This window comes from Brevundimonas sp. KH_058, from assembly GCF_057838505.1.
On sequence record NZ_CM174469.1, the window covers coordinates 2,253,559 to 2,275,042 of the forward strand.

21 protein-coding genes are annotated in these 21,484 nt (G+C 66.7%); 13 read left to right on the forward strand and 8 right to left on the reverse strand.

Going from position 1 to position 21,484, the window contains the following annotated elements; all coding sequences use genetic code 11:
* Positions 1 to 6 precede the first annotated feature (6 nt).
* Positions 7 to 1,341 (forward strand): cell division protein FtsA, encoded by a 1,335-nt coding sequence (ftsA, locus tag AC3ISA_RS10915; protein WP_372693183.1) that lies wholly within the window; start codon positions 7 to 9, stop codon positions 1,339 to 1,341.
* A 73-nt stretch (positions 1,342 to 1,414) separates the two neighbouring features.
* Here ftsA and AC3ISA_RS10920 read toward each other — a convergent pair whose 3' ends face one another.
* Positions 1,415 to 3,571, reverse strand: coding sequence for an alpha/beta hydrolase family protein (locus AC3ISA_RS10920; RefSeq protein WP_489177906.1), 2,157 nt, complete (start codon positions 3,569 to 3,571; stop codon positions 1,415 to 1,417).
* Positions 3,572 to 3,764: 193 nt separating this feature from the next.
* Here AC3ISA_RS10920 and ftsZ point away from each other — a divergent pair, with 193 nt between their 5' ends.
* Complete coding sequence (gene ftsZ, locus AC3ISA_RS10925; protein ID WP_489177907.1) at positions 3,765 to 5,357, forward strand: cell division protein FtsZ; 1,593 nt, start codon at positions 3,765 to 3,767, stop codon at positions 5,355 to 5,357.
* Positions 5,358 to 5,543: 186 nt separating this feature from the next.
* Positions 5,544 to 6,443, forward strand: a complete 900-nt coding sequence (gene lpxC, locus AC3ISA_RS10930; protein ID WP_489177908.1) for a UDP-3-O-acyl-N-acetylglucosamine deacetylase — start codon at positions 5,544 to 5,546, stop codon at positions 6,441 to 6,443.
* Positions 6,444 to 6,626: 183 nt separating this feature from the next.
* Here lpxC and pgeF read toward each other — a convergent pair whose 3' ends face one another.
* From pgeF to lgt, 3 genes are read right to left on the reverse strand one after another with little or no spacing between them, the layout of a single operon-like run.
* Positions 6,627 to 7,397, reverse strand: a complete 771-nt coding sequence (pgeF, locus tag AC3ISA_RS10935) for a peptidoglycan editing factor PgeF (RefSeq protein ID WP_489177909.1) — start codon at positions 7,395 to 7,397, stop codon at positions 6,627 to 6,629.
* 13 nt (positions 7,398 to 7,410) lie between these two features.
* On the reverse strand, positions 7,411 to 8,496 hold the full coding sequence (locus tag AC3ISA_RS10940) for a class I SAM-dependent methyltransferase (RefSeq protein WP_489177910.1): 1,086 nt from the start codon (positions 8,494 to 8,496) through the stop codon (positions 7,411 to 7,413).
* Complete coding sequence (lgt, locus tag AC3ISA_RS10945) at positions 8,493 to 9,362, reverse strand: prolipoprotein diacylglyceryl transferase (RefSeq protein WP_372693177.1); 870 nt, start codon at positions 9,360 to 9,362, stop codon at positions 8,493 to 8,495. Before lgt ends, AC3ISA_RS10940 begins: the two co-directional genes overlap by 4 nt.
* 174 nt (positions 9,363 to 9,536) lie before the next feature.
* Here lgt and AC3ISA_RS10950 point away from each other — a divergent pair, with 174 nt between their 5' ends.
* The 3 genes from AC3ISA_RS10950 (at position 9,537) to AC3ISA_RS10960 (ending at position 11,198) form a co-directional block, all read left to right on the forward strand.
* Entirely contained in the window at positions 9,537 to 9,824 is a 288-nt protein-coding gene (locus AC3ISA_RS10950) for an accessory factor UbiK family protein (RefSeq protein ID WP_489177911.1), read from the forward strand.
* Positions 9,825 to 9,900: 76 nt separating this feature from the next.
* Positions 9,901 to 10,404, forward strand: coding sequence for a type III secretion system chaperone family protein (locus AC3ISA_RS10955; RefSeq protein WP_087119719.1), 504 nt, complete (start codon positions 9,901 to 9,903; stop codon positions 10,402 to 10,404).
* Complete coding sequence (locus AC3ISA_RS10960; protein WP_489177912.1) at positions 10,404 to 11,198, forward strand: pyrroline-5-carboxylate reductase family protein; 795 nt, start codon at positions 10,404 to 10,406, stop codon at positions 11,196 to 11,198. Before AC3ISA_RS10955 ends, AC3ISA_RS10960 begins: the two co-directional genes overlap by 1 nt.
* Here AC3ISA_RS10960 and AC3ISA_RS10965 read toward each other — a convergent pair.
* The 3 genes from AC3ISA_RS10965 to AC3ISA_RS10975 all read right to left on the reverse strand — a co-directional run bounded on the left by AC3ISA_RS10965 (position 11,195) and on the right by AC3ISA_RS10975 (position 13,861).
* The gene (locus AC3ISA_RS10965; protein ID WP_489177913.1) at positions 11,195 to 11,671 is read right to left on the reverse strand and encodes a hypothetical protein; all 477 of its coding nucleotides are present in this window, start codon (positions 11,669 to 11,671) and stop codon (positions 11,195 to 11,197) included. The two genes, AC3ISA_RS10960 and AC3ISA_RS10965, sit on opposite strands and share 4 nt — an antisense overlap.
* A gap of 86 nt (positions 11,672 to 11,757) precedes the next feature.
* Positions 11,758 to 13,125 (reverse strand): ATP-binding protein, encoded by a 1,368-nt coding sequence (locus tag AC3ISA_RS10970; RefSeq protein WP_489177914.1) that lies wholly within the window; start codon positions 13,123 to 13,125, stop codon positions 11,758 to 11,760.
* A 4-nt stretch (positions 13,126 to 13,129) separates the two neighbouring features.
* Positions 13,130 to 13,861, reverse strand: a complete 732-nt coding sequence (locus AC3ISA_RS10975) for a response regulator (protein WP_370514252.1) — start codon at positions 13,859 to 13,861, stop codon at positions 13,130 to 13,132.
* 88 nt (positions 13,862 to 13,949) lie between these two features.
* Here AC3ISA_RS10975 and AC3ISA_RS10980 point away from each other — a divergent pair, with 88 nt between their 5' ends.
* A complete protein-coding gene (locus AC3ISA_RS10980; RefSeq protein WP_489177915.1) occupies positions 13,950 to 14,828 on the forward strand; it encodes a branched-chain amino acid aminotransferase in 879 nt (292 codons plus the stop codon).
* Positions 14,829 to 14,958: 130 nt separating this feature from the next.
* Positions 14,959 to 16,230 (forward strand): NupC/NupG family nucleoside CNT transporter, encoded by a 1,272-nt coding sequence (locus AC3ISA_RS10985; RefSeq protein ID WP_489177916.1) that lies wholly within the window; start codon positions 14,959 to 14,961, stop codon positions 16,228 to 16,230.
* 38 nt (positions 16,231 to 16,268) lie between these two features.
* Here AC3ISA_RS10985 and AC3ISA_RS10990 read toward each other — a convergent pair whose 3' ends face one another.
* Positions 16,269 to 16,700 (reverse strand): PaaI family thioesterase, encoded by a 432-nt coding sequence (locus tag AC3ISA_RS10990; RefSeq protein WP_055754103.1) that lies wholly within the window; start codon positions 16,698 to 16,700, stop codon positions 16,269 to 16,271.
* 47 nt (positions 16,701 to 16,747) lie between these two features.
* Here AC3ISA_RS10990 and AC3ISA_RS10995 point away from each other — a divergent pair, with 47 nt between their 5' ends.
* The 5 genes from AC3ISA_RS10995 to fliG all read left to right on the forward strand — a co-directional run bounded on the left by AC3ISA_RS10995 (position 16,748) and on the right by fliG (position 21,483).
* A complete protein-coding gene (locus tag AC3ISA_RS10995; protein WP_372693171.1) occupies positions 16,748 to 17,056 on the forward strand; it encodes a DUF3253 domain-containing protein in 309 nt (102 codons plus the stop codon).
* Positions 17,053 to 17,679 carry a uracil-DNA glycosylase family protein gene (locus AC3ISA_RS11000; protein WP_489177917.1) on the forward strand — a complete coding sequence of 209 codons (627 nt, stop codon included), beginning with the start codon at positions 17,053 to 17,055 and terminating at the stop codon, positions 17,677 to 17,679. Before AC3ISA_RS10995 ends, AC3ISA_RS11000 begins: the two co-directional genes overlap by 4 nt.
* Positions 17,680 to 17,694: 15 nt before the next feature.
* Complete coding sequence (locus AC3ISA_RS11005; RefSeq protein WP_489177918.1) at positions 17,695 to 18,723, forward strand: alpha/beta fold hydrolase; 1,029 nt, start codon at positions 17,695 to 17,697, stop codon at positions 18,721 to 18,723.
* An 88-nt stretch (positions 18,724 to 18,811) separates the two neighbouring features.
* Complete coding sequence (gene fliF / locus AC3ISA_RS11010; RefSeq protein ID WP_489177919.1) at positions 18,812 to 20,449, forward strand: flagellar basal-body MS-ring/collar protein FliF; 1,638 nt, start codon at positions 18,812 to 18,814, stop codon at positions 20,447 to 20,449.
* Positions 20,449 to 21,483 (forward strand): flagellar motor switch protein FliG, encoded by a 1,035-nt coding sequence (gene fliG, locus AC3ISA_RS11015; RefSeq protein ID WP_135195015.1) that lies wholly within the window; start codon positions 20,449 to 20,451, stop codon positions 21,481 to 21,483. Before fliF ends, fliG begins: the two co-directional genes overlap by 1 nt.
* The last annotated feature ends 1 nt before the right edge of the window (position 21,484 follow it).

Consider the following 21,484-nt stretch of genomic DNA (forward strand, 5'->3'; position numbering starts at 1 on the left):
AAGATCATGACCAAGCAACGCGGAGCGGCGAACGATCAGGGTCGGGGCATGGACCCTCGCGCCGGTCGCGCGCCCGTGATCGCCGCGCTGGACATCGGCCAGTCCAAGGTCTCGTGCTTCATCATGAAGCCCGACGGCGTGCGTCACGCCGACCGCACCATCCGCGTCGCCGGCGCCAGCCATGTCCAGTCCAAGGGCGTGAAGGGCGGGGCCATCATCAACATGGACGAGGCGGCCCAGGCTATCGGCCACGCCGTCGAACGCGCCGAGCGCGCGGCTCAGAGCCCGGTCTCCGGTGTCGTCGTCACGACCGCCATCGGCCAGATGGCCAGCCACCGGGTGCAGGCGCGTGTGTCGCTGGGCGCCAATCCGGTCGGGGACGCCGATCTGGCGCGCGCCATCGGCATGGCCCTGGCGCAGATCCGCCTGCCCAACCGCCGCCCGATCCACGTCCTGCCCATCGCCTGGTCGGTGGACGGTGCGCGCGGCGTCCATGATCCGCGCGCCATGCGGGGCGGGTCGCTGGGGCTGGACCTGCTGGTCGTCTCCATGGCCGAGAACGTCTTCACGACCCTGAGCCACTGCCTGGAGCTGGCGCACCTCGATCTGCAGGGCGTGGCCGCCGCGCCCGTCGTGTCGTCCCTCGCCGCGCTGGAAGAGGACGAGATGGACCTGGGCGCCGTCTGCATCGACATGGGCGGCGGTTCGACCAGCGCCGCCGTATGGGGCGGGCGCTCCCTGCTGCATATCGAAAGCCTGAACGTCGGCGGCGACCACGTCACCTCGGACATCGCGCGGGGCCTTTCGACCTCCAAGGCCGGCGCCGAACGTCTCAAGACCCTTCACGGCTCGGCCATGGCCAGCGCCAACGAAGACCGCGAAATGCTGGAGGCCCCGCCGCGCGGCGAGGACGCCTCGGCCGGCCCTGTCATCGTCCCGCGCGCCATGCTGAAGACCGTCATCGCCCCGCGCGTCGAGGAAACCCTCGAACTGCTGCGCGATCGGTTGAAGAACGCCGGGGTTGGCCTCGAACCCGGCGCAGGCCTGGTCCTGACCGGCGGCGCCAGCCAGCTGAACGGCGTGCGCGAACTGGCGGTGCGTGTCTTCGACCGTCCCGTCCGCCTCGGAAAACCCCAACGGGCGCCACATTTGGCCGACGCCGCCTCCGGCCCCGCCTTCTGCGCCACCGCCGGCGTCCTGCTCCGCGCCGCCTACGGTCCGCGCGAGGCCGTGTCGGCCCGTAAGCTGATGGCGCGCCAGATCACGGCTGCGGATGCGCCGCGTATCCACCGCGGCAACGTGGTCGGACGAGTCGCGGGTTGGCTGCGCGACAACCTCTAGCGTTATATCTGAACCAAGAAAAAAGGCCCGCCGTCCGGCGGGCCTTTTGCTTTGTGTCAGGTCAACCCAGACTTCAGAGACCCGAACCGCCACAGCCGGTGCGGAGATAGTCGTCGATATATCCGAGTTGCTCCGCCATGATGGCACGGGTCCAGGCCGGGCCGTGGGCGTAGTCCTTGATCAGATGATACTGGACATCCTGGCCGCTGCTGCGTGCGCGAGCCACGAACAGGTCCGAATGGTCCTGGGTCACGGTGCGGTCGCGTTCGCCGGTGAAGACCATCATCGGGATCTGGATCTGGTTGGCGCGGGTGATGGGGTTTAGGCCATTGACCGTGTCGCGCTGCGCTTCACGCGTATAGGGGTTCTGGAACATGCTGGATCGGATCTTGGTCATATCCGACACGCCGGCTCCCGCGATGGCGCACTTGTAGAGGCCCTCGGGCCGGATGCCGGCGACCATGGCGGCGTAACCGCCGTAGGAGAAGCCGAACATGGCGACACGCCCTTGCTGCGCGACGCCCTGGTCGATCAGCCATTTGACGCCGTCGTCCTTGTCGTCCTGCATCTTCTGGCCCCACTCGTTGTCGCCAGCGATCCAGAGGCGTTTGCCCCAACCGTCCGAGCCGCGATACTGCGGTTGAAGCACCGCATAGCCGCGCGAGGTCAGCATGGCGCGCCACGACGAGTAATCCCAGGTCATCTCGTCACGGGCCCAAGGGCCGCCGTGAGGCATGATCACGGTCGGGTAGGGGCCTGCGCCGAAGGTTTCCGCCGGCGGCTTGCTCAGGAAGGCCGGGATGTCGAGGCCGTCACGCGCCTTGTAATAGACCAGTTCCGTCTTGCCGATGGTCGCCGGGTTGATCTGCGGGAAGGGCTGGCCCAACGGGGTCAACTGACCATTGCGGAAGATCGAATACGCGCCCGGGTCGTTAGACGCTCCAGCCCAGACGACGACCGTGCTCCAATCCTGAGAAGCGGCCGTGACGTTCATGTAGCGATCTGTCGCATAGGCTATGGTGCGCGCCGTTCCCGTCGCAGTGTCGGTTACGCGGAGCGGGTGGCGTTCGACGTGCAGCGCCTGTTCGAGCCCGGCGACCAGGCTTTCGTACCCTTCAGCGATCGGGAATTCGGTTTCGCGCGGACCATTGTAGGTGAATGACCGGACTTCGCCAAAATCCGGGCCCTTGATGCGATTGATGCTCATGCCGGTCGCTTCAAACAGGGGGTGTTCGAAGACGGCTTCTCCAAGCTGGCGAGCCGCAATATTGTATTCGAACACCGCTGCCTTGTCGCGACCACGGTTCGAAATTACGTAGGCGATGTTCGGGTCGGTGCTGAAGCCGGCGACCGAGAAGACTTCCCGATTCTTTACATGGCTGCGGAAGTGCTCGTCCCAGGACCCGCTGGCATTGCGAAATTGGGTTGCGATATAGAGGCCTTCCGCGTCGCGGTCGGCTATGTTCCGCACGCGCAGGTCGCCATTCAAATCGGTGTCGTACCCGATTACGCGCTCGCTGGAGCGCTGGATGCGCTCCGAGCGGTTGCTACGCACATTCAGCTTCAAGACGTCGCCGTTGATTTCGATCAGAATGTTGTCCGGATCGTTCGGCAGCGGGTCGAGGACTGAAGGACTTTGAGTTTTCAGGAATTCCGCTTCGTCATCGGAACGCGGACGGAAGGAATTGATCGGATCGCGCCAGTTTTGCCCCTGAAGGTCGGTGAGCATGAACTTGCCGAGGAACGTCTTCACCGATCCACCGGCCGCATCATAGGGCTGCCACAGCGACACGCCCAATACGTCGTTCTTCACGAAATTCACGCCCTGGATCTTCATCTGAGAAGATCCGATCACGGTCGGATTGCGGGCCAGATTTTCCGCGTCCCAGACCAGGATGACCCTGTCTTCGCCGCGCGCCTGAACCGCTGCGATGTGTTTTCCGTCAGGCGAGACCGTGAAGCTCGACATCAGAGGGAAGGCTGCAAACTGCTGCACGGTCGGCGCTGCGACCTGGGTCGCAGAAACCGGCGCCGCCGTTTGGGCGTAGGCGCCGCTCGCCGTCGAAATTAACAGGGCCGCCGCACAGAGCCCGACTGTCTTGATTTTCATTGTGAACGCTTCCCCACTGTCGATCGCATGGTGCGCCGACCAAATCTTGCCGCAATGAACCAAAACGAGCGATGATCGGCAAGCGCCAGTATTTCGGCTCGTCCAATCCTTCAGGGTCATGAAGCCGGCGGGTTTCTCCGGCAATCTGCTGCACAGCTTCCATATAGGGGCTTCACTTCGGGCCGACTCACATTATCGCCGTAACCTTCTCTTAACCTTCATGGGCGCAATCCTTAACGCGCTCATAACCAAAGCGATTCGGCGGGGCGGTCGGTTGGTTTGAAGGGGCGGGTCAGCAGGTCGGAAAACAGAAATGTCGCTCTCATTGGTCAAGCCGCAACACACTGAACTGAAGCCCCGCATCGTCGTGTTCGGCGTCGGCGGCGCCGGCGGCAACGCCGTGAACAATATGATCGACGCCGGCCTCGAAGGGGTCGAGTTCGTCGTGGCCAATACCGACGCGCAGCACCTCAGCTTCGCCAAGACAGATCGCCGCATTCAACTGGGCGAGACCATCACCCAGGGCCTGGGCGCGGGCGCCCATCCCGAAGTCGGCATGAACGCCGCCGAGGAATCCGCCGACGAGATCCATCAGCACCTGGAAGGTGCGCATATGGTCTTCATCACTTGCGGCATGGGCGGCGGCACCGGCACCGGTGCGGCGCCCGTCATCGCCAAGTGCGCGCGTGATCGCGGCATCCTGACCGTCGGCGTCGTGACCAAGCCCTTCACCTTCGAAGGCCGTCACCGCATGCGCCTGGCCGACGCGGGCGTCGCCGAGCTGCAGCGCTACGTCGACACCCTGATCGTCATTCCGAACCAGAACCTGTTCCGCGTCGCCAACGAACGCACCACCTTCGCCGACGCCTTCGGCATGGCGGACCAGGTGCTGCACTCGGGCGTGCGTTCGATCACCGACCTGATGATCCTGCCCGGCCTGATCAACCTGGACTTCGCCGACGTGCGCGCCGTCATGTCCGAGATGGGCAAGGCGATGATGGGTACGGGCGAGGCCTCGGGCGACGACCGCGCGTTGCTGGCCGCCCAGAACGCCATCGCCAACCCGCTGCTGGACGAGACCTCGCTGAAGGGCGCCAAGGCTGTGCTGGTGAACATCACCGGCGGTCTGGACATGACCCTGCTGGAAGTCGACGAGGCCGCCAACGCCATCAGCGCGGAAGTGGACGGCGACGCCAACATCATCTTCGGCGCGGCCTTCGATCCGGCCCTGGATGGCAAGATCCGCGTCTCCGTCGTCGCCACCGGCATGGACGAGGGCGAGATCAAGCGTATCGAACCCATCGCCCCACCGGCCGCCAGCGCGCCTTTGGCCGGTCATGACGCCCGCCGTTCGGCCGGCGGCCTGTACGGCACGCAGCAGTCGCGTTCGCCGGAGCCGACCCGGGATAGCTATCGCGAGCCGGTCCGTGCGGAAGCCCCGCGTGCGCCCGAGCCCCGCATCGAGGCGGCGCCGGTCGTGCCGACCTTTCAGGCCCCAGCCGCTCGCGAGCCGGAACCGCGCCCCGAGCCGGTGATCCGCGTCGCCGAACAGCAGCCGCGCCCGCTGGACCCCATCGTCGATCCGTGGGTCGAGGAATATGAGACCCGCGCCCCGGCCCCTCGCGTTGCGCCGCAGGGCGACCTGTACGCCGAACGTGAACGCGCCGCGCCTGTCGCGCAGCCCCAGGCCGACGACGGTTATGATGACCGCGATCACCGTCGCAGCGGCTGGAGCCTGTTCGGTCGCGGCAAGCGCACCCAGCCTCAACACGAGGCCTCCTATGCACCCCAGTCCACGCATCAAGCGCGTGGGTCGGTCCAACCGGCGCAGCAATCGGAACCGGAGGCGGGACAGGCCGATGACGACCTGGAAATCCCATCCTTTCTCCGCCGTCTGGCCAACTAGACAACCCAAGTGACGATGGAACGCCCCGGAGCCCGGCTCCGGGGCGTTCTTCGTTTCAGGATATGTCCCAGACCGAAACAATCCGAAACCGGACTTTGATTTCGCAGTTGCGGCATGCCCGCTACATGAAACCTAGGGCGTAATCCGCACAGGGTGCGGCGCGCAGAACCAAGAGCGAGTTTGAGTTTGTCGGTCAGAAACGACCATCACGAACACACCATCGTCGCCCCGGCCATCATCGCCGGCGTCGGGGTGCATACCGGCCGCCGCGTGCGGCTGGCGGTTCGGCCTGCGCCTTCGGGCACGGGCATTGTCTTCGTGCGCACCGACATTACTGACCGCGACAACCGCATCCCGGTGTCGGGCGAGGCCGTCGTGGACGCCCGCCTGAACACCATGATCGAGAACAGCGCGGGCGTTCGCCTGTCGACCATCGAGCATCTGATGGCCGCCTTCGCCGCGCTGGGCGTGTCGAACGCCGTGATCGAGGTGGACGGACCGGAGCTGCCGATCCTGGACGGGTCGGCGCTGGAGTTTGTGCAACTGCTGGACCGGGCGGGTTTCCGTCCGCAGCCCACGCCGCAACGCTATATCGAGATCCTGGAGACGGTCCACGTCACCGAGGGCGACAAACACGCGGCCCTGCTGCCGTGCGACCGTTACGAGATGCGGTTCGAGATCGACTTCCCGTCAGCCGTGATCGGCAACCAGATCATCGACTTCGTCGTGGACGAGCCGACGTTCCGCAAGGACATCATGGCCGCTCGCACCTTCGGCTTCGCCCATGAGGTCGAGGCCCTGCGTCAGGCGGGTCTGGCGCGCGGCGGCTCGCTGGAGAACGCCGTGGTCATCGACGGCGACGAGATCCTGAACCCCGGCGGCTTGCGCATGGAACGCGAGTTCGTGCGTCACAAGGCGCTGGACGCCATCGGCGACCTGTATGTCCTGGGCGCGCCCCTGCTGGGCCGCTACGAGGGCTACAAGGCGGGCCACGCGCTGAACAACCGTCTGGTGCGGGCGCTGCTGGCTGCGCCACATGCGTGGCGCGAAGTGACGCGCGTGCCGGAGCTGGCGCGGGTGGGCTGAGCGCGCGTTTTCCCTCCCCGGAACGGGGAGGGTGGTCGAGCCACAGGCGAGACCGGGTGGGGAGGGCCAAGTGACGCCCCACAGACCTCTTCTTACATCAGGCAAGTGCGCCCTATCGGGTCGCCCCCACCCCGTCGCTGCGCGACGACCCTCCCCGGAACGGGGAGGGAGAGGCTTTATGCGCTAAGCCCCGATCACGCTGATCAACCGTCCGAAATCCGGTTCGCCGTGCTGGAACGCCCGGCGGTTGGAGAAGAACCGTTCCGCATCCGCGCAGGTGTCGTGGCCGGTCCAGACGGCCTGGCCGAGGCCGGCTTGCTGGAGCCGCCACAGGACGAAGCCGGGCAGGTCGAACTGGCGTTTGTCGTCGGTCTCGCCGGGGTGGAAGAAGCGGTCGGCGCCGGGGTCGTGGTGGGTGAAGCGGTCCTCGAAATCGACGCCGACCTCGTAGCTGGCGGGGGCGATGCACGGGCCGACGACGGCCAGGGTGCGGCGGGGATCGGCGCCCAGGGCCTGCATGGCGGCGACGGCGGAATGGATCACGCCGCCCAGGGCGCCCTTCCAGCCGGCATGGACAGCGGCGACGATGCGGGTCTCGGGATCCGCCAGCAGCACCGGCGCGCAGTCGGCGGTCAGGACCGAGCACAGCAGGCCGGGCTCGGCCGAGACGACGGCGTCGCCTTCGGGCCTGTCGCCATGCCAGGGGCCTTCGGCCACGCGGGCGACGGCGGAGTGGATCTGGTAGCAGCCGTTCAGATGGTCGGCGTCGGCGCCGAAATGGGCGGCGACGCGGCGGCGGTTCTCGGCGACGGCGGCGGGATCGTCCTGTGAGCCGATGCCGGCGTTCAGGCCTTCGTAGAGGCTGGTCGAGACCCCACCCGCGCGGGTGAAGAAGCCGTGGGCGATGCCCGCGGCGGTCAGAAGCGGATGGGTGATGGGGGCCAGATCGCTCATGCCCCCACCTATATCAGGCGTCCCAGCCGGGCACGACCAGGGATCGGGGCGCAAAGATCGCGGCGGCGTTGAACAGGCGTCCCATCTGATCGTCGCCGGTCAAGCGGTCGAGCTGGCGGGCGATGACCGCAGCGGCTGCGGGACGGCTGGTCGTCAGGGCTTCGGCGCGGGCCTGGATGCCCAGCAGGCGCAGGAACTCGCCCTGCGGCAGGCAGCCGGTGACATCGGCGCCGGTGCGGACCGCAGCTTCCATGACCAGGGGGAAGTCGGCCCATTGCGTCAGGTCGGCCTCGCCCGGCGTCGAGAGGGGATCGACCTTCTGGTGACGACGCAGGGCCTGAAGGGTGTCTCCGGCCTCGGGCCGGGCGCGGCCGTAGTCGATCAGCAGGGCGGCGCCCGAGGCGGCCTTCATCAACAGGCCCAGGTCGCGGCCGAAGAGGGCCTGCTGCTCCGAGATTTCCAGGATGCCGCCCGGCGCGATATTGAAGTCCGGCTTGTGGAAGCCGCCGGAGATGGCGGTCAGGCCGAAGATCAGGTCGCCCTCGTCGGTGACGCCGATGCGCCGCTCAGCCCAGCCGCCGTCGGTGCGAACGAACTGGCGCGCGGGCATGCAGTCCAGCACCTCGTTGGCGATCAGGATGACGGGGGCGTCGGTCTCGATCCGCGTCAGGTCGCGCACCCAGCGCGGCGACAGGTCCGCATCGGCCAAGGCCTTGGCCTGAAGATCGCGCAAGGGGGCGCTGGGTTCGATCAGGATCAGGTCGCAGGCTTCGAGGAAGCCGGGAACCAGACGGGCGGCGCGCAGGGCGTCGCTCATCAGGGTTCCGTCGCCGGGGCCGACCTCGACCAGGCGGAACCGCTCGGGCGCGCCCAGCCGATTCCAGGTCTCGACCGCCCACAGGCCGATCAGTTCGCCGAACATCTGGCTGACCAGGGGGGCGGTGATGAAGTCGCCGCGCGCGCCCAGATCAGGACGCGAGGCGTAGTAGCCGCCCCTGGGATCGTGCAGGCAGCGGGTGACGTAGTCGGCGACCGTCATCGGACCCGTCAGGGCGATCTCTCGCGCCAGACGGGCCTTGAGGGTTTCGGCCTCGCTCATGCTGCGACGGGCGGCCGCTTCCAGGCGCGCCAGATCAGCCAGGCGCCGACCAGGATCATCGGGATCGACAGCATCATGCCCATGGTCAGGCCGAACGGGAAGTCGGGCATGCCGAAGTCCGGCTCGCGCACATTTTCCAGCGCGGCGCGGCAGACGCCGTAGCCGACCAGGAACAGGCCGGTGATGTAGCCGGGCTTCTTGAGCAGATCGAACTTCCAGATCGCGATGGACAGGATGGAGAACAGGACGATGCCCTCCAGTCCGGCCTCATAGAGCTGGCTGGGGTGGCGGGGTGCGTCGCCGGCGGGGCAGAAGCCGTACATCTGTTCGATGCGGGCGTTGCAGAAGCGCACGGCCCAAGGAACGGTCGTCTCGCGGCCCCAAAGCTCGCCATTGATGAAGTTGGCCAGGCGGCCGAACATCAGGCCGATGGGCACGACGGGCGCGACGAGATCGCCGAGGCGAAGCATGTCGATCTTCTGCGACCGGGCGTATAGGACGATGGCCACGACCACGCCGAGGAAGCCGCCGTGGAAGCTCATGCCGCCGGTCCAGAGCTGGAACAGTTCGAACCGTTCGCCCAGCGTCTGGCCGGTGAACAACTGGCCGTACATGGCTGGCTTGTAGAAGAGGGCGTAGCCGAGACGGCCGCCCAGGATGATGCCCAGCACGATCCACAGCACCAGATCGTCCAGTTGCGTCGTGGTGACCGGCGGTTTGCCCGGCGCCCACAGCCGCTGGGTCTTGGCCAGGCGTGCGGCGTACCACCAGCCCAGCACGATGCCGGCGACATAGGCCAGGGCGTACCAGCGGATCGGAAGCGGTCCGAGGTGGATCAGAACCGGATCGAATTCGGGAAAGGGCACGGGGCGTTCCTGTGAAGGGCAGTCTCTGAAAGGCGGTTTAGCAAGCGTCGCTGCGTCCGTCGCCTGTGAAGACGAATAACAACGCCTTGATGGCATCCGCGAAGCAGCAGAAAGAAAGGTTTCGTTCACCATAGTCGGTGAACCTTCGTTAACGACGTTGAGGTCGGAGCCGCCATGCAGACCCGCAATCCCATCCTGGACGAGTTCGCCAAGCTGACGACCGGCGCCATGGGCCTGGCCCAGGCCGCCGGCGAAGAGGCCAAGACCGCCTGGCGCGGCCAGGCCGACCGGATCGCCGCCGAAATGGACCTGGTCCGTCGCGACGAATTCGATGTGCTGAAGGACGAGATCGCCGCCCTGCGGGCCGAGATCGCGGATCTGAAGGCGGCGAAAAAGCCGGCCGCAAAGCCCGCGAAGGGAACGTCCACAGATGGAACTCAACCCGGGGACGCAGCCGGTTGAGCCGAATCTGCGAACAGGCTTACCGTTCTGTTAACACCCGCGATTCTCGCGGATGCAGCTCGAATCGAGACAATTGATGGATATCGCCCGGCCAGAGGAGATGGACGTGCCCTTCGACCCGCTTGAGGTCGTCGAGCATGTTCTTACGGCCGAGAACCTTCCGTTCGACCGCACCGATGACGGCGACCTGGCCTTCGCTCTGGCGGGCGACTGGAAGGATTACGAGCTGTGGTTCGCCTGGCGGCCCGAGGGCGACTGCCTTCAGCTGTGCTGCGCGCTGGACCTGAAGGTGGCCAAGAGCCGCAAGACCGCCGCCTATGAACTGGTCGGCCTGATCAACCAGCGCACCTGGATGGGCCATTTCGAGGTCTGGGCCGAGGACGGCGAGATCGTCTTCCGTCACTCGCTGGCCCTGCCGATGGGCGAGCGCCCGACCCTGGCCCAGGCTGCATCCATGATCGACGCCGCTATCGAGGCCTCGGATCGCTACTACCCCGCCTTCGACTTCATGGTGCGCGGGAACAAGAAGCCGCAGGAGGCTATCGACGCCTGCCTGTTCGAGACAGTCGGCACCGCCTGATGGCCGTTAAGGGTCCAGTCGTCCTGGTCGGCTGCGGCCGACTGGGGTCCGCCATTCTGGAAGGCTGGCTGCTGACCGGGACGGTGGCGGCGTCCGACCTGATCATCCTCAGTCCGTCGGAGAAGCCGGCCGCCGAGGCGGCGCGGGCGCAGGGCGCGCGGATCAATCCGCCGCTGGAGACGCTGACCCAGGCCGCCGTCATCGTGCTGGCGGTCAAGCCGGCGCTGTGGCGCGCGGTGATGGCTCCGTTGGCGCCGTTCCTGAACGACCGGGCTGTGATCCTGTCGGTGATGGCGGGCGTGACCGCGCCGACGCTGGCCGAGGGGATCGGCGGCTGGCCCATCGTGCGGGTGATGCCGACGACCGGCGTGTCGCGCAGACGCGGCGTGGCCTCGGTCTGGTCAGCGGATGCGCGGGCCGAGGACATTGGGCGGGCGCTGTTCGAACCGATGGCCGAAACCGTGGTTCTGGCCGACGAAGCCCTGATGGACGCGGCGACGGCGGTGGCCGGATCGGGCGCGGCCTATTTCTACGCTTTTACTGAAGCCTTGGCGCGAGCCGGGGAGGCGGCGGGTCTGGACGCGGCGACGGCGGACGTGCTGGCGCGCGCGACCCTGAGATCCGCAGCGGATTCGATGGGCGACGATGGGCTGGAGGCCCTGATCGGCCGGATCGCCTCGCCCGGCGGCTCGACCCGCGCCGGGCTTGACGCCATGGCGAAGGACGGCCGCCTGACGGCGATGCTGGACGAGACGGTTGCGGCGGCGGTCAGACGCAACCGCGAAATGGGTTAGAAGCGCCCGCGCTCGATCTGATTGCCGAAGCGCTCGAAGGCGCGGTCTGCGTCGCGCCAGACGCTGTAGCCCCAGACATCGGCGAGGTTGGGCGAGAAGTAGGAATAGTTCACCGGCCGGGTCTGGCCGTCCGCCGTAACGATCTCGCCCTTGATCGCCGCGCCGCCGATCGAGATGCTGTTGATCGGATCGAGGCCCGGCGTCTGGCGCACCTGTTCCCAGGTCGGACGGTTCGGCTTCAGATCGACCAGGATCAGATTGGCCGTTGCGCCGGGGTAGCGTTGCTCCAACGCCTTGCCGACCTCGGCCTGAAGGCCGGCGATCTGTTCGTTGACCTCGCGGTCGCCGAGCTTCTCGACCTGACGCTGAAGTTCCGGGCCGACCGTGACGTTCACGGTTGGGGCTTGCGCCTGGGCCATGGCGGCGGCTGCGAGGGTCGCGGCCAGGGGTGCAAAGAAGGCAAGTCTACGCATCGAATTCATCTCCAAGCCCTGTCGGAACCAAGATGACCCTTGCGGCGACGTTTCGCCAGACCCTGACCGCCGAAAGCTGAAATGCCTCAGGCGGTCTCGGTGACCGTGACGGTTCCCGGCACCCGGATCGTGGCCTTCAGCCCGCCCAGGTCGCTGCGGTCCAGGGTGACATCGCCGCCGTGGCCGCGCGCCACGTCGCGGGCGATGGCCAGGCCCAGGCCGACGCCCTTGCGGTTCTGATTGCGGGATTCGTCCAGACGGGAGAAGGGACGGAAGGCCTCGTCGTACATGGCTTCGGGGATGCCCGGCCCGTCGTCTTCGACGACGATTTCCAGACCGCCAGACGCCAGGGCGCGGCCCGACAGGCGCACATGCTCGCCGTGCGAGGCGGCGTTGCCGGCCAGGTTCACCAGGGCGCGCTTGAAGGCGAGGGGGCGCACCGACGCCGTCATGCCGTCGGCGACCAGAACCTCGACCTCGGCGCCGACGCGCCGGGCGTCCTCGCCCGCCGCCCTGAGCAGGTCGGAGATCGAGACCGGCTTGGGCGGCTCGCCCGCCTCGCCGCGCGCGAAGTCGAGGTATTCGTCGATCATATGCTCCATCTCGTCCAGGTCGCCGCGCATGGCGGCCTGGCGCTTGAACGGCGGGGCCAGGGCCAGTTCGAGACGAAGGCGGGTCAGGGGCGTGCGAAGGTCGTGGCTGACCGAGGCGAGCAGGGCGGTGCGCTGGTCGATGTGGCGCTGGATACGGTCGCGCATGGCCATGAAGGCGACGGCGGCGGCCCGGACCTCGCGCGCGCCATGCGGCTTGAACCGGGGCACGGTCTCGCCGCGCCCGAAGGCCTCGGCCGCATCGGCCAGCCGTTCGATGGCGCGGACCTGGTTGCGAATGAACAGGATGGCGACGCCCATCAGCAGGACGGTCGCCACCGCCAGCCACAGGACGAAGATGTGGGCCTGGGTCGCCACGGCGCGCTCGCGCGGGGCGATGATCCGCAGCACGCCCTGCGGCTCCTGCACCTGAATGTCGACATAGGCGGGGTAGCGGGTGGTGTCGAACCAGTAGGGGTGGTCCAGACGGGCGTCCAGGGCGCGGTCCAGCACCCGATCCACCACGCCGATGGCCCCGCGCCGCTCCTCCGTCGGCAGGGTGCGGCCTTCCTGAAGCACGATGGACAGTGACATCGACCGCTCCGCGCGGTTGGCCAGCTTGTCCAGGTTCGCCGGGCTGGGGTCGTCCTCATAGCTTTCGACGGCCCAGGCGACATCCCCGGCCAGGCCTTCGGACAGGCGGGCGGTGACGGTCTGCCAGTGGGCGTCGAAGAAGACCCAGGTCACCGCCATCTGCATGACCAGCACCGGCAGGACGATGATCAGCAGCGATCGACCCCACAGCGAGGTCGGCAGGCGCCGCTTCAGGAACCGCGGCCACAGATAGGCGGGCAGCAGCCGCATCGGATCAGTCGGGCGCCAGCATATAGCCGACGCCGCGCACCGTCTGGAGATAGCGCGGGTTCTTGGGGTCGACCTCCAGCTTGCGGCGCAGGCGCGTGACCTGAACGTCCACGGCGCGGCCGGTGATGTCGGCGGTATCGGGCGACAGGCTCATTCGTTCGACCGGGGCGTGGGCGTGCAGCGCCAGGGTCTTGAGCAGTTGCGCCTCGGCCTCGGTCAGGCGCTGGGGCGCGCCGTCGCGGATCAGCTCCAGCCGTTCCATGTCGAAGACGGCGGTTCCCAGCTTGATCTCCTTGGGACCGATCGGCTTGCCGCCGGTGCGGCGCAGGATGGCGTCGATGCGCAGCACCAGTTCGCGCGGTTCGAACGGCTTTGACATATAGTCGTCGGCGCCGCGCGACAGGCCCTCGATCCGGTCCTCGGGATCGCCGCGTGCGGTCAGCAGCAGGACCGGCGTCTTGGACAGTTCGGCCTTGCCGCGAACCCAGCTGGTCAGGTCCAGCCCGCTTTCGCCCGGCATCATGACGTCCAGCACGACCAGATCGAACTCGATCAGCTCCATCATCCGCTTGGCGGCGGCGGCGTGGGCGGCGCCGGTGACCCGGTAGCCTTCGCGCGCCAGAAATTCCTTCAGCAGCTCGCGGATGCGATCATCGTCGTCGACGATCAGCAGATGGCGGCCCACGCCGGGGCCGGCGATGGGGCCCGAACGGCCATGCGAGCGCGATTCCGTCATGCTCATGCGACGTTTCCCCCGCTACGGGCGTTGACCTGAGCGATTCGTGAGGCTCTAACACCGTCAATTTCGCGGGAGACGTATTTCAATGGCCTTCGTTCCTTTCGACGATCGTGACGGCTGGATCTGGGTGAATGGCGATTTCGTCCCCTGGAGGGAAGCGAAAACGCACGTTCTGACCCATGCCCTGCACTATGGCTCGTCGGTCTTCGAGGGTGAGCGTATGTACGCCGGCGAAATCTTCAAGCTGACGCAACATTCGGAGCGCCTGAAGCGGTCCGCCAACCTGCTCGACTTCGAGATACCCTACAGCGTCGCTGAAATCGACGCCTTGTGTAAGGAAACCTGCGCCAAGAACGGCCTGACGGACTGCTACGTGCGTCCCGTCGCCTACCTCGGCCCGGAACAGACCAGCGTTTCGGCGCTGAACAACAAGGTCCACCTGGCCATCGCCGTGTGGGACTGGCCCAGCTATTTCGACCCCGAGGTCAAGGCGCGCGGCCTGCGTCTGGAATGGTCCAAGTGGCGCCGCCCCGATCCGGCGACGGCCCCGACCACGGCCAAGGCGGCGGGTCTGTACATGATCTGCACCATGTCCAAGAACACGGCCGAGCGTAACGGTTTCGCCGACGCCCTGATGCTGGACTGGCGCGGCTATGTCGCCGAGGCGACCGGCGCCAACGTCTTCTTCGTCAAGAACGGCGTCATCCACACGCCCAAGGTCGAACACATCCTGGACGGCATCACGCGCCAGACGGTGATCGAGATCGCCCGCGAAAAGGGCATCGAGGTCGTGGTGCGCGACATCAAGCCGGAAGAGCTGTCGGACTTCTCCGAATGCTTCCTGACCGGCACAGCCGTCGAGGTGACCCCGGTCGCCGAAGTGGGCGAATACCGCTTCACGCCCGGCGCCCTGTCGCTGGACCTGATGGACCACTACGGCAAGCTGGTGCGCGGCCAACTCTGATCCGGTCGCGACGGCGTGATGAGGGCGGTCCCGAGGGGCCGCCCTTTTTCGTTTCGCTTGCCAGCCGCGCTGCTTTGTCCTTGAAGCGAATGAAGACCGGCGGGCGCGCCGGATACGGGGATCGTCTTTCATGTTCAGTCTGCTGAACCTCCAGAGCCTGTTCGGCCTGGTCGTCATCGTCGCCATCTGCTGGGCGTTCTCCGAGAACCGTCGCGTGTTCCCGTGGAAGCTGGCGATCGGCGCCGTCCTGGTTCAGGCCGGTCTGGTCCTGGCCCTGTTCGCCATTCCGGGATCACGCGCCGTCCTGACGGCGGTGACGGGGGCCATCGACGGCCTGGCGGTGGCGACGGCTCAGGGGACGCGGTTCGTGTTCGGTTATCTGGGCGGCGGCGATCAGCCCTATGCCGTCCAGAACGAAGGGGCCCTGTTCACCTTCGCCTTCAACGTCCTGCCGCTGATCATGGTGATCTCGGCCCTGTCGGCGCTGCTTTGGCACTGGAAAATCCTGAAGTGGCTGATCCGCGGCTTCGGCCTGCTGTTCCAGCGCACCATGGGCCTGGGCGGCGCCTCGGCCCTGGCGGTGGCGGCCAACATCTTTTTGGGCACCATCGAAAGCCCGATCGTCATCAAGGCCTATCTGGACAAGCTGAGCCGGTCTGAAATTTTCCTGATGATGACCGTGGGTCTGGCCACGGTCGCCGGTTCGACCATGGTCGCCTACGCCAGCATCCTGTCGCAGACCCTGCCCAACGCCGCCGGTCACGTGCTGGTGGCCTCCATCGTCTCGGCCCCGGCCGGCGTGTTGCTGGCGCGAATCATGGTGCCGGAACCCAACAAGGAAGCCGCCCAGTCGATCAGCTACGACTCGGCGCTGAAATACGACAGCGCCATCGACGCCATCTCGAAGGGCACGTCGGACGGCCTGATGGTGGTGCTGAACATCTCGGCGGTGCTGATCGTCTTCGTGGCCCTGGTGGCGCTGGTCAACGTCATGCTGGGCGGCTTTATCGTCTTCGGCGAGCCGCTGACGGTCGAGCGTATCCTGGGCGTTCTGCTGACGCCGCTGGCCTGGCTGATCGGCGTCGATGCGCGTGAGGCGGGGCAGGCCGGCTGGCTGCTGGGCGTCAAACTGGCCCTGACCGAGTTCGTGGCCTTCATCGAGTTGGGCAAGATCCCGGCCGACGCCATGAGCGAGCGCACGCGGATGCTGATGACCTATGCCCTGTGCGGCTTCGCCAACATCGGTTCTGTCGGCATCACCGTGACCGGCCTGTCGGTGCTGATGCCCGAGCGTCGCGAAGAAGTGCTGGGCCTGATCTGGAAGGCCCTGTTCGCCGGCTTCATGGCCACGGCCATGAGCGCGGCCATCGTCGGGGTCATGCCGGCGGCCGTGTTCGGCTGATCGAACACGGCTGGTCTTAATCCTTTGACCGCAATGGCTTACCGCGGCGTGAACTTGCGGATCACGCCGGAGAAGGTCATCAGCAGGCGATCGCCGGTGTTGATCTGGCCGCGCACGAAGATCAGGCTCTTGCCTGCCTTGGTGACCTGGCCGGTGGCCTCGATCAGTTCGCCGACATAGCCGCCGTCGATGAAGGTCGAATCTAGCTGGACCGTGACGCCCGAGGCACCCTCCATCTCCTGATAGGCGATCTGGAACATGGCGATGTCGGCGAAGGTCATCAGGCAGCCGCCGTGCATCCGGCCGCCGGCGTTCATGTGCTTTTGCTCGGCGCGGAAGGCGCAGCGCATGTGACCGTCGGGATCGGGTTTGCCGTAGAACGGGCCCACGACGGTGTCGAAGGTGTCGTGCAGATCATAGGTCTGCCAGCCGGCGAACTCGCCCTCGGTGATGGTGATTTTCTTGGGCATGCAGACTTGGCCTTACTTATGGGCGTGCGTTGCAGCATATAGGCGCAATGAGCGATCCGATCGAAACCGCAATCCTGAACAAAATCGCCGCGCTGGAGCCCGGCAAGAGCATTGAGCCGGCGGAAGTGGCCAAAGAGCTACAGCCGGAGCAGTGGCAGCGCATGCTGCCCAAGGTCCGCGCCATCGCCCTGAGCCTGATGCGCCAGGGCAAGTTGACCATCACCAAGAAGGGCAAGCCAGTCGACCCGGACCACGTCCGCGGCGTGACGCGCCTGCGTCAGGCCACCGAGGAAGAGACGGCCCAGGCTCTGAGCCGTCGTCCGCCGCTCGTCGAGGGCCCCGATCTGGATGAATGACGACTGATCTCGACGAGGTACTGAGCGACATCCGCGCCTGCCGCGCCTGCGCGGGCGTACTGCCGCATACGCCGCGTCCGGTGGTGCGGGTGTTTCCCGAGACGCGGCTGCTGATCTGCGGCCAGGCGCCGGGGCGGCGGGTGCACGAAAGCGGCCTGCCGTTCACCGATCCATCGGGCGATCGGCTGCGCGACTGGATGGGCGTGGACTACGAGACCTTCTATGCCGATCACCGCATCGGCGTGGCCGCCCAGGCCTTCTGCTATCCGGGGACGGCGCCCAAAGGCGGTGATTATCCGCCGCCGACGCGGTGTGCAGAGCTTTGGCGGCCTCAGTTGTTGGACGCCCTTCCGCAGATGGAGCTGACATTGCTTGTCGGCGGCTATGCCCAGGTCTGGGCGCTGGGCGACCGGGCAAAGCGGAACATGACCGAGACGGTGCGGGCTTGGCGTGAATACGCGCCTGACCTGCTGGTGCTGCCGCATCCTTCATGGCGCAATACGGCTTGGCTGAGGAAAAATCCGTGGTTCGAGGTCGAGGTGGTTCCGTATCTGCGGGAACGGGTTCAAGTCATTCTGAAATCCGCTGAGTCTCGCGAACGCCGCGATCCAGTTCTTTCGTGAGGTCGTAGGGGGCGAATGGTCGTTCACTTTTCCAGACTGATCCCGCTTGCGGCCGCGCTCGCTCTGTCGGCCTGCGCTACGCCCTATATTCAGCCGCCGTTGACGCCGCCCGTCGGGTTCGTCGGAGCGCATGTCGAGGATCGCGCCCTGGTCATGTCGGACGGGGCGCGACTGCCCTATCTGCGCTGGGGGCCGACGGATCGCGCGCCCTGGGCGGTGATCGTGGCGCTGCACGGCATGAACGACCACGACGCCAGCTTCCGTCTGGCCGGCCCATGGTGGGCCGAGCAGGGAATCGAGACCTGGTCATACGACCAGCGCGGTTTCGGCGCAGCGCCGGGGCGTGGCGAATGGGCCGGGCAGCAGCGGATGACCGACGACCTGCGGGAGATCACGGCCATGGCTCGCGCACGCTATCCCCACGCCGTCATCGCCGTGGTGGGCGAGAGCATGGGCGGGTCGGTGACGGCGGCGGCCTTTGGTTCTGACAATCCGCCCGATGCGGATCGGGTGGTGCTGCTGGCGCCCGGCGTCTGGGGCTGGTCCACGCAAGGGCCGCTGAACAGCACGGCGCTGAACATCGCGGCGCGGGCGCTGGGCGACGTGGCGCTGGAGCCGCCCGAGTTCATCACGCGCGATATTCACGCCTCGTCCAATACGCTGGAGCTGATCCGCAACGGGCGCGACCCGATGAGCATTCTCGCGACCCGGTTCGACACCGTCTATGGGCTGGTCGATCTGATGGAGACCTCGTCGCGCAGCCTGGGCCGCATCCGGGGCGACGCCATCCTGATGTACGGCGCACACGACGAGGTGGTGAAGAGAGGGCCTATGCGGTTGGCCTTGCGACGGGCCGAGGCTGAAGGCGGCACGTTGCGCACGGCCTGGTATCCGAACGGCTGGCATCTGTTGAACCGCGATCTGGACGCCGAGATCGTCTATCGCGACGTGGTCTCTTGGTTGAAGGACCCCAAGGCGCCCCTGCCTTCGGGCGCGCCGGCGGTGCTGCCGCAGTTGGAAACCCGATCTTCGGCGCGCCCGTAAACGTCTCTTAACGCGACGTTTACCATCAAGGCGGCATTTTCTGCCTAGCGGGGCGTTCGTGTCTCCCGCGAGTTTGGGGCGGGGACGCGTGGGCGGCTTCACAGCGGCGTTGCAGAAGTTCGGGATCGGCCGTCTGGCCGCTGTCCTCGGCGTCGCCGCAGGCGTCGCCGCCGTGCTGGTCGCCGTCATGCTGCGCATGGGCCAGGCGCCCGACGCGCTGCTCTATTCCAATCTGGATCTGCGCGAAGCCAGCGAGATCACCACCGCCCTGGATCAGGCCGGCATCAAATATACCTCCAAGGGCGACGGCTCGACCGTCATGGTCAACCGCGACGACGTGGGCACGGCGCGGATGCTGGTGGCCGAGAAGGGTCTCGTGACCTCGGGGTCGGTCGGCTACGAGTTGTTCGACAATCAGTCGGTCCTGGGCCAGACCGAGTTCCAGCAGCAGTTGAACGAGCAGCGCGCGCTGCAGGGCGAACTGTCGCGCACCATCATGTCGATGCGCGGCATCACCGCCGCTCGCGTCCACATCACCATGCCGCGCCGCGAGATGTTCACCTCGGCCGCAGGCGATCCGACCGCCGCCGTTCTGGTGGGTCTGGGCGGGCGCGACCTGAGTGCGGATCAGGTGCGGGCGATCCGCAACCTGGTGGCCTCTTCGGTGCCGAACCTGAAGCCGGACCGCGTCACCGTCGCCGATCAGAACAACCGCACCCTGGCCGCCGGCAGCGACGACGGCACGTTCTCGTCTGCTTCCGCCGCCGAGGCCAAGGGCAATACCGAAAGCCAGCTTCAGGCGCGCATCAAGGACATCGTCGAAGGCGTCGTCGGCATCGGTTCCGCACGTGTGCAAGTGACGGCCGACATCGATCAGAGCCGCGCCACCACTCAGGAAGAGAAGTTCGATCCCGATGGTCAGGTCGTCCGCTCGACCACCACCAACGGCTCGCAATCCGCCGACAATACCGCCCAGCCCGACGGCGGCGTCACCGCCACGAACAACATTCCCGGCGGCGCGGCGCCTGGTGCGACCCCGGCCGGCTCGACCAACACCGAGAACGCCGAGACCACCAACTACGAAATCTCCAAGACCACCACGACCACGACCAAGGAGCCGGGCGAGGTCAAGAAGTTGGCCGTCGCCGTCGCCGTGGACGGCAAGTGGACACCCGCCGCCGACGGCAAGGGCGAGCCGACCTATGCGCCGCGCACCGCCGAGGAGATCGCCCAGATCAAGTCGCTGGTCGCCGCCGCCGCAGGCATCGACGAGACGCGCGGCGACAAGATCGAGGTCATCAACGTCCGCTTCAACCACGACACCGGTATCGCCGGCGGCCTGGAAGGCAAGTCGTCGCTGCTGGACTTCTCCAAGAACGACATCATGCGCTTCATCGAGCTGGGCATACTGACGGTCGTGGCCCTGCTGCTGATCTTCTTCGTGCTGCGTCCGCTGCTGAAGACGGCCTCGGGCGGGACGAACCTGCCGGCCGTCATCGGCGCCAACGGCATGCCGGTGACGACGGTGGCGACGACGGTGATCGGCGCGGACGGTCAGCCGCAGCTGGTTCAACTGCCTGCACCCACCGAGATGGACCAGAAGATCGACATCGCTCGCATCGAGGGTCAGGTGAAGGCGTCCTCGGTCAAGAAGGTCGCCGACTTCGTCCAGGCCCATCCCGATGACGCCGCTGGCATCCTACGCACCTGGGTGGCCGAAGGCTGATGGCGAAGCTGGTCAACAAGAAGGCTGCGATCGACGACCCCAACAAGCTGACGGGGCCGGAGAAGGCCGCCGTCATCCTGCTGGCGCTGGGCGAAGAACATACCGCCCTGTGGGAGCGTCTGGACGACGACGAGGTCAAGGAGATCTCGCAGGCCATGGCGACGCTGGGCAATGTCAGCGCCGAGGCCGTCGAGGCCCTGATGATCGAGTTCGTCTCAGGCCTGTCGGGCTCGGGCTCGGTCATGGGCAGCTACGAACAGACCCAGAAGCTGCTGGCCGCCTTCCTGCCCAAGGATCGCGTCGACGGCCTGATGGAGGAGATCCGGGGTCCGGCCGGTCGCACCATGTGGGACAAGCTGGGCAATGTGAACGAGGCCGTCCTCGCCAACTATCTGAAGAACGAATACCCCCAGACGGTCGCCGTCATCCTGTCCAAGGTGCGCTCGGACCATGCCGCCCGCGTGCTGACCAGCCTGCCAGAAGACTTCGCCCTGGAATGTGTGCAGCGGATGCTGCGCATGGAACCGGTGCAGCGCGAGATCCTGGACAAGATCGAGGCGACGCTGCGCACCGAATTCATGTCGAACCTGGCGCGCACGTCCAAGCGCGACAGCCACGAGATGATGGCCGACATCTTCAACAGCTTCGACCGTCAGACCGAGGCCCGTTTCATCGGCGCCCTGGAAGAGCGCAATCGCGAGTCGGCCGAGCGCATCCGCGCCCTGATGTTCGTGTTCGAGGATCTGTCCAAGCTGGACCCCGGCGGCGTCCAGACCCTGCTGCGCGGCGTGGACAAGGATTCGCTGGGCCTGGCGCTGAAGGGCGCCTCGGAGGGGCTGCGCGAGATGTTCTTCTCCAACATGTCCGAACGCGCCTCCAAGATCATGCGCGAAGACATGGAATCGATGGGCCCTGTGCGTCTGAAGGACGTCGATGCGGCGCAGATGGCCATGGTTCAGGTCGCCAAGGACCTGGCCGCCAAGGGCGACATCATGCTGGCCGGCCAGGGCTCCGACGACGAGTTGATCTACTGAC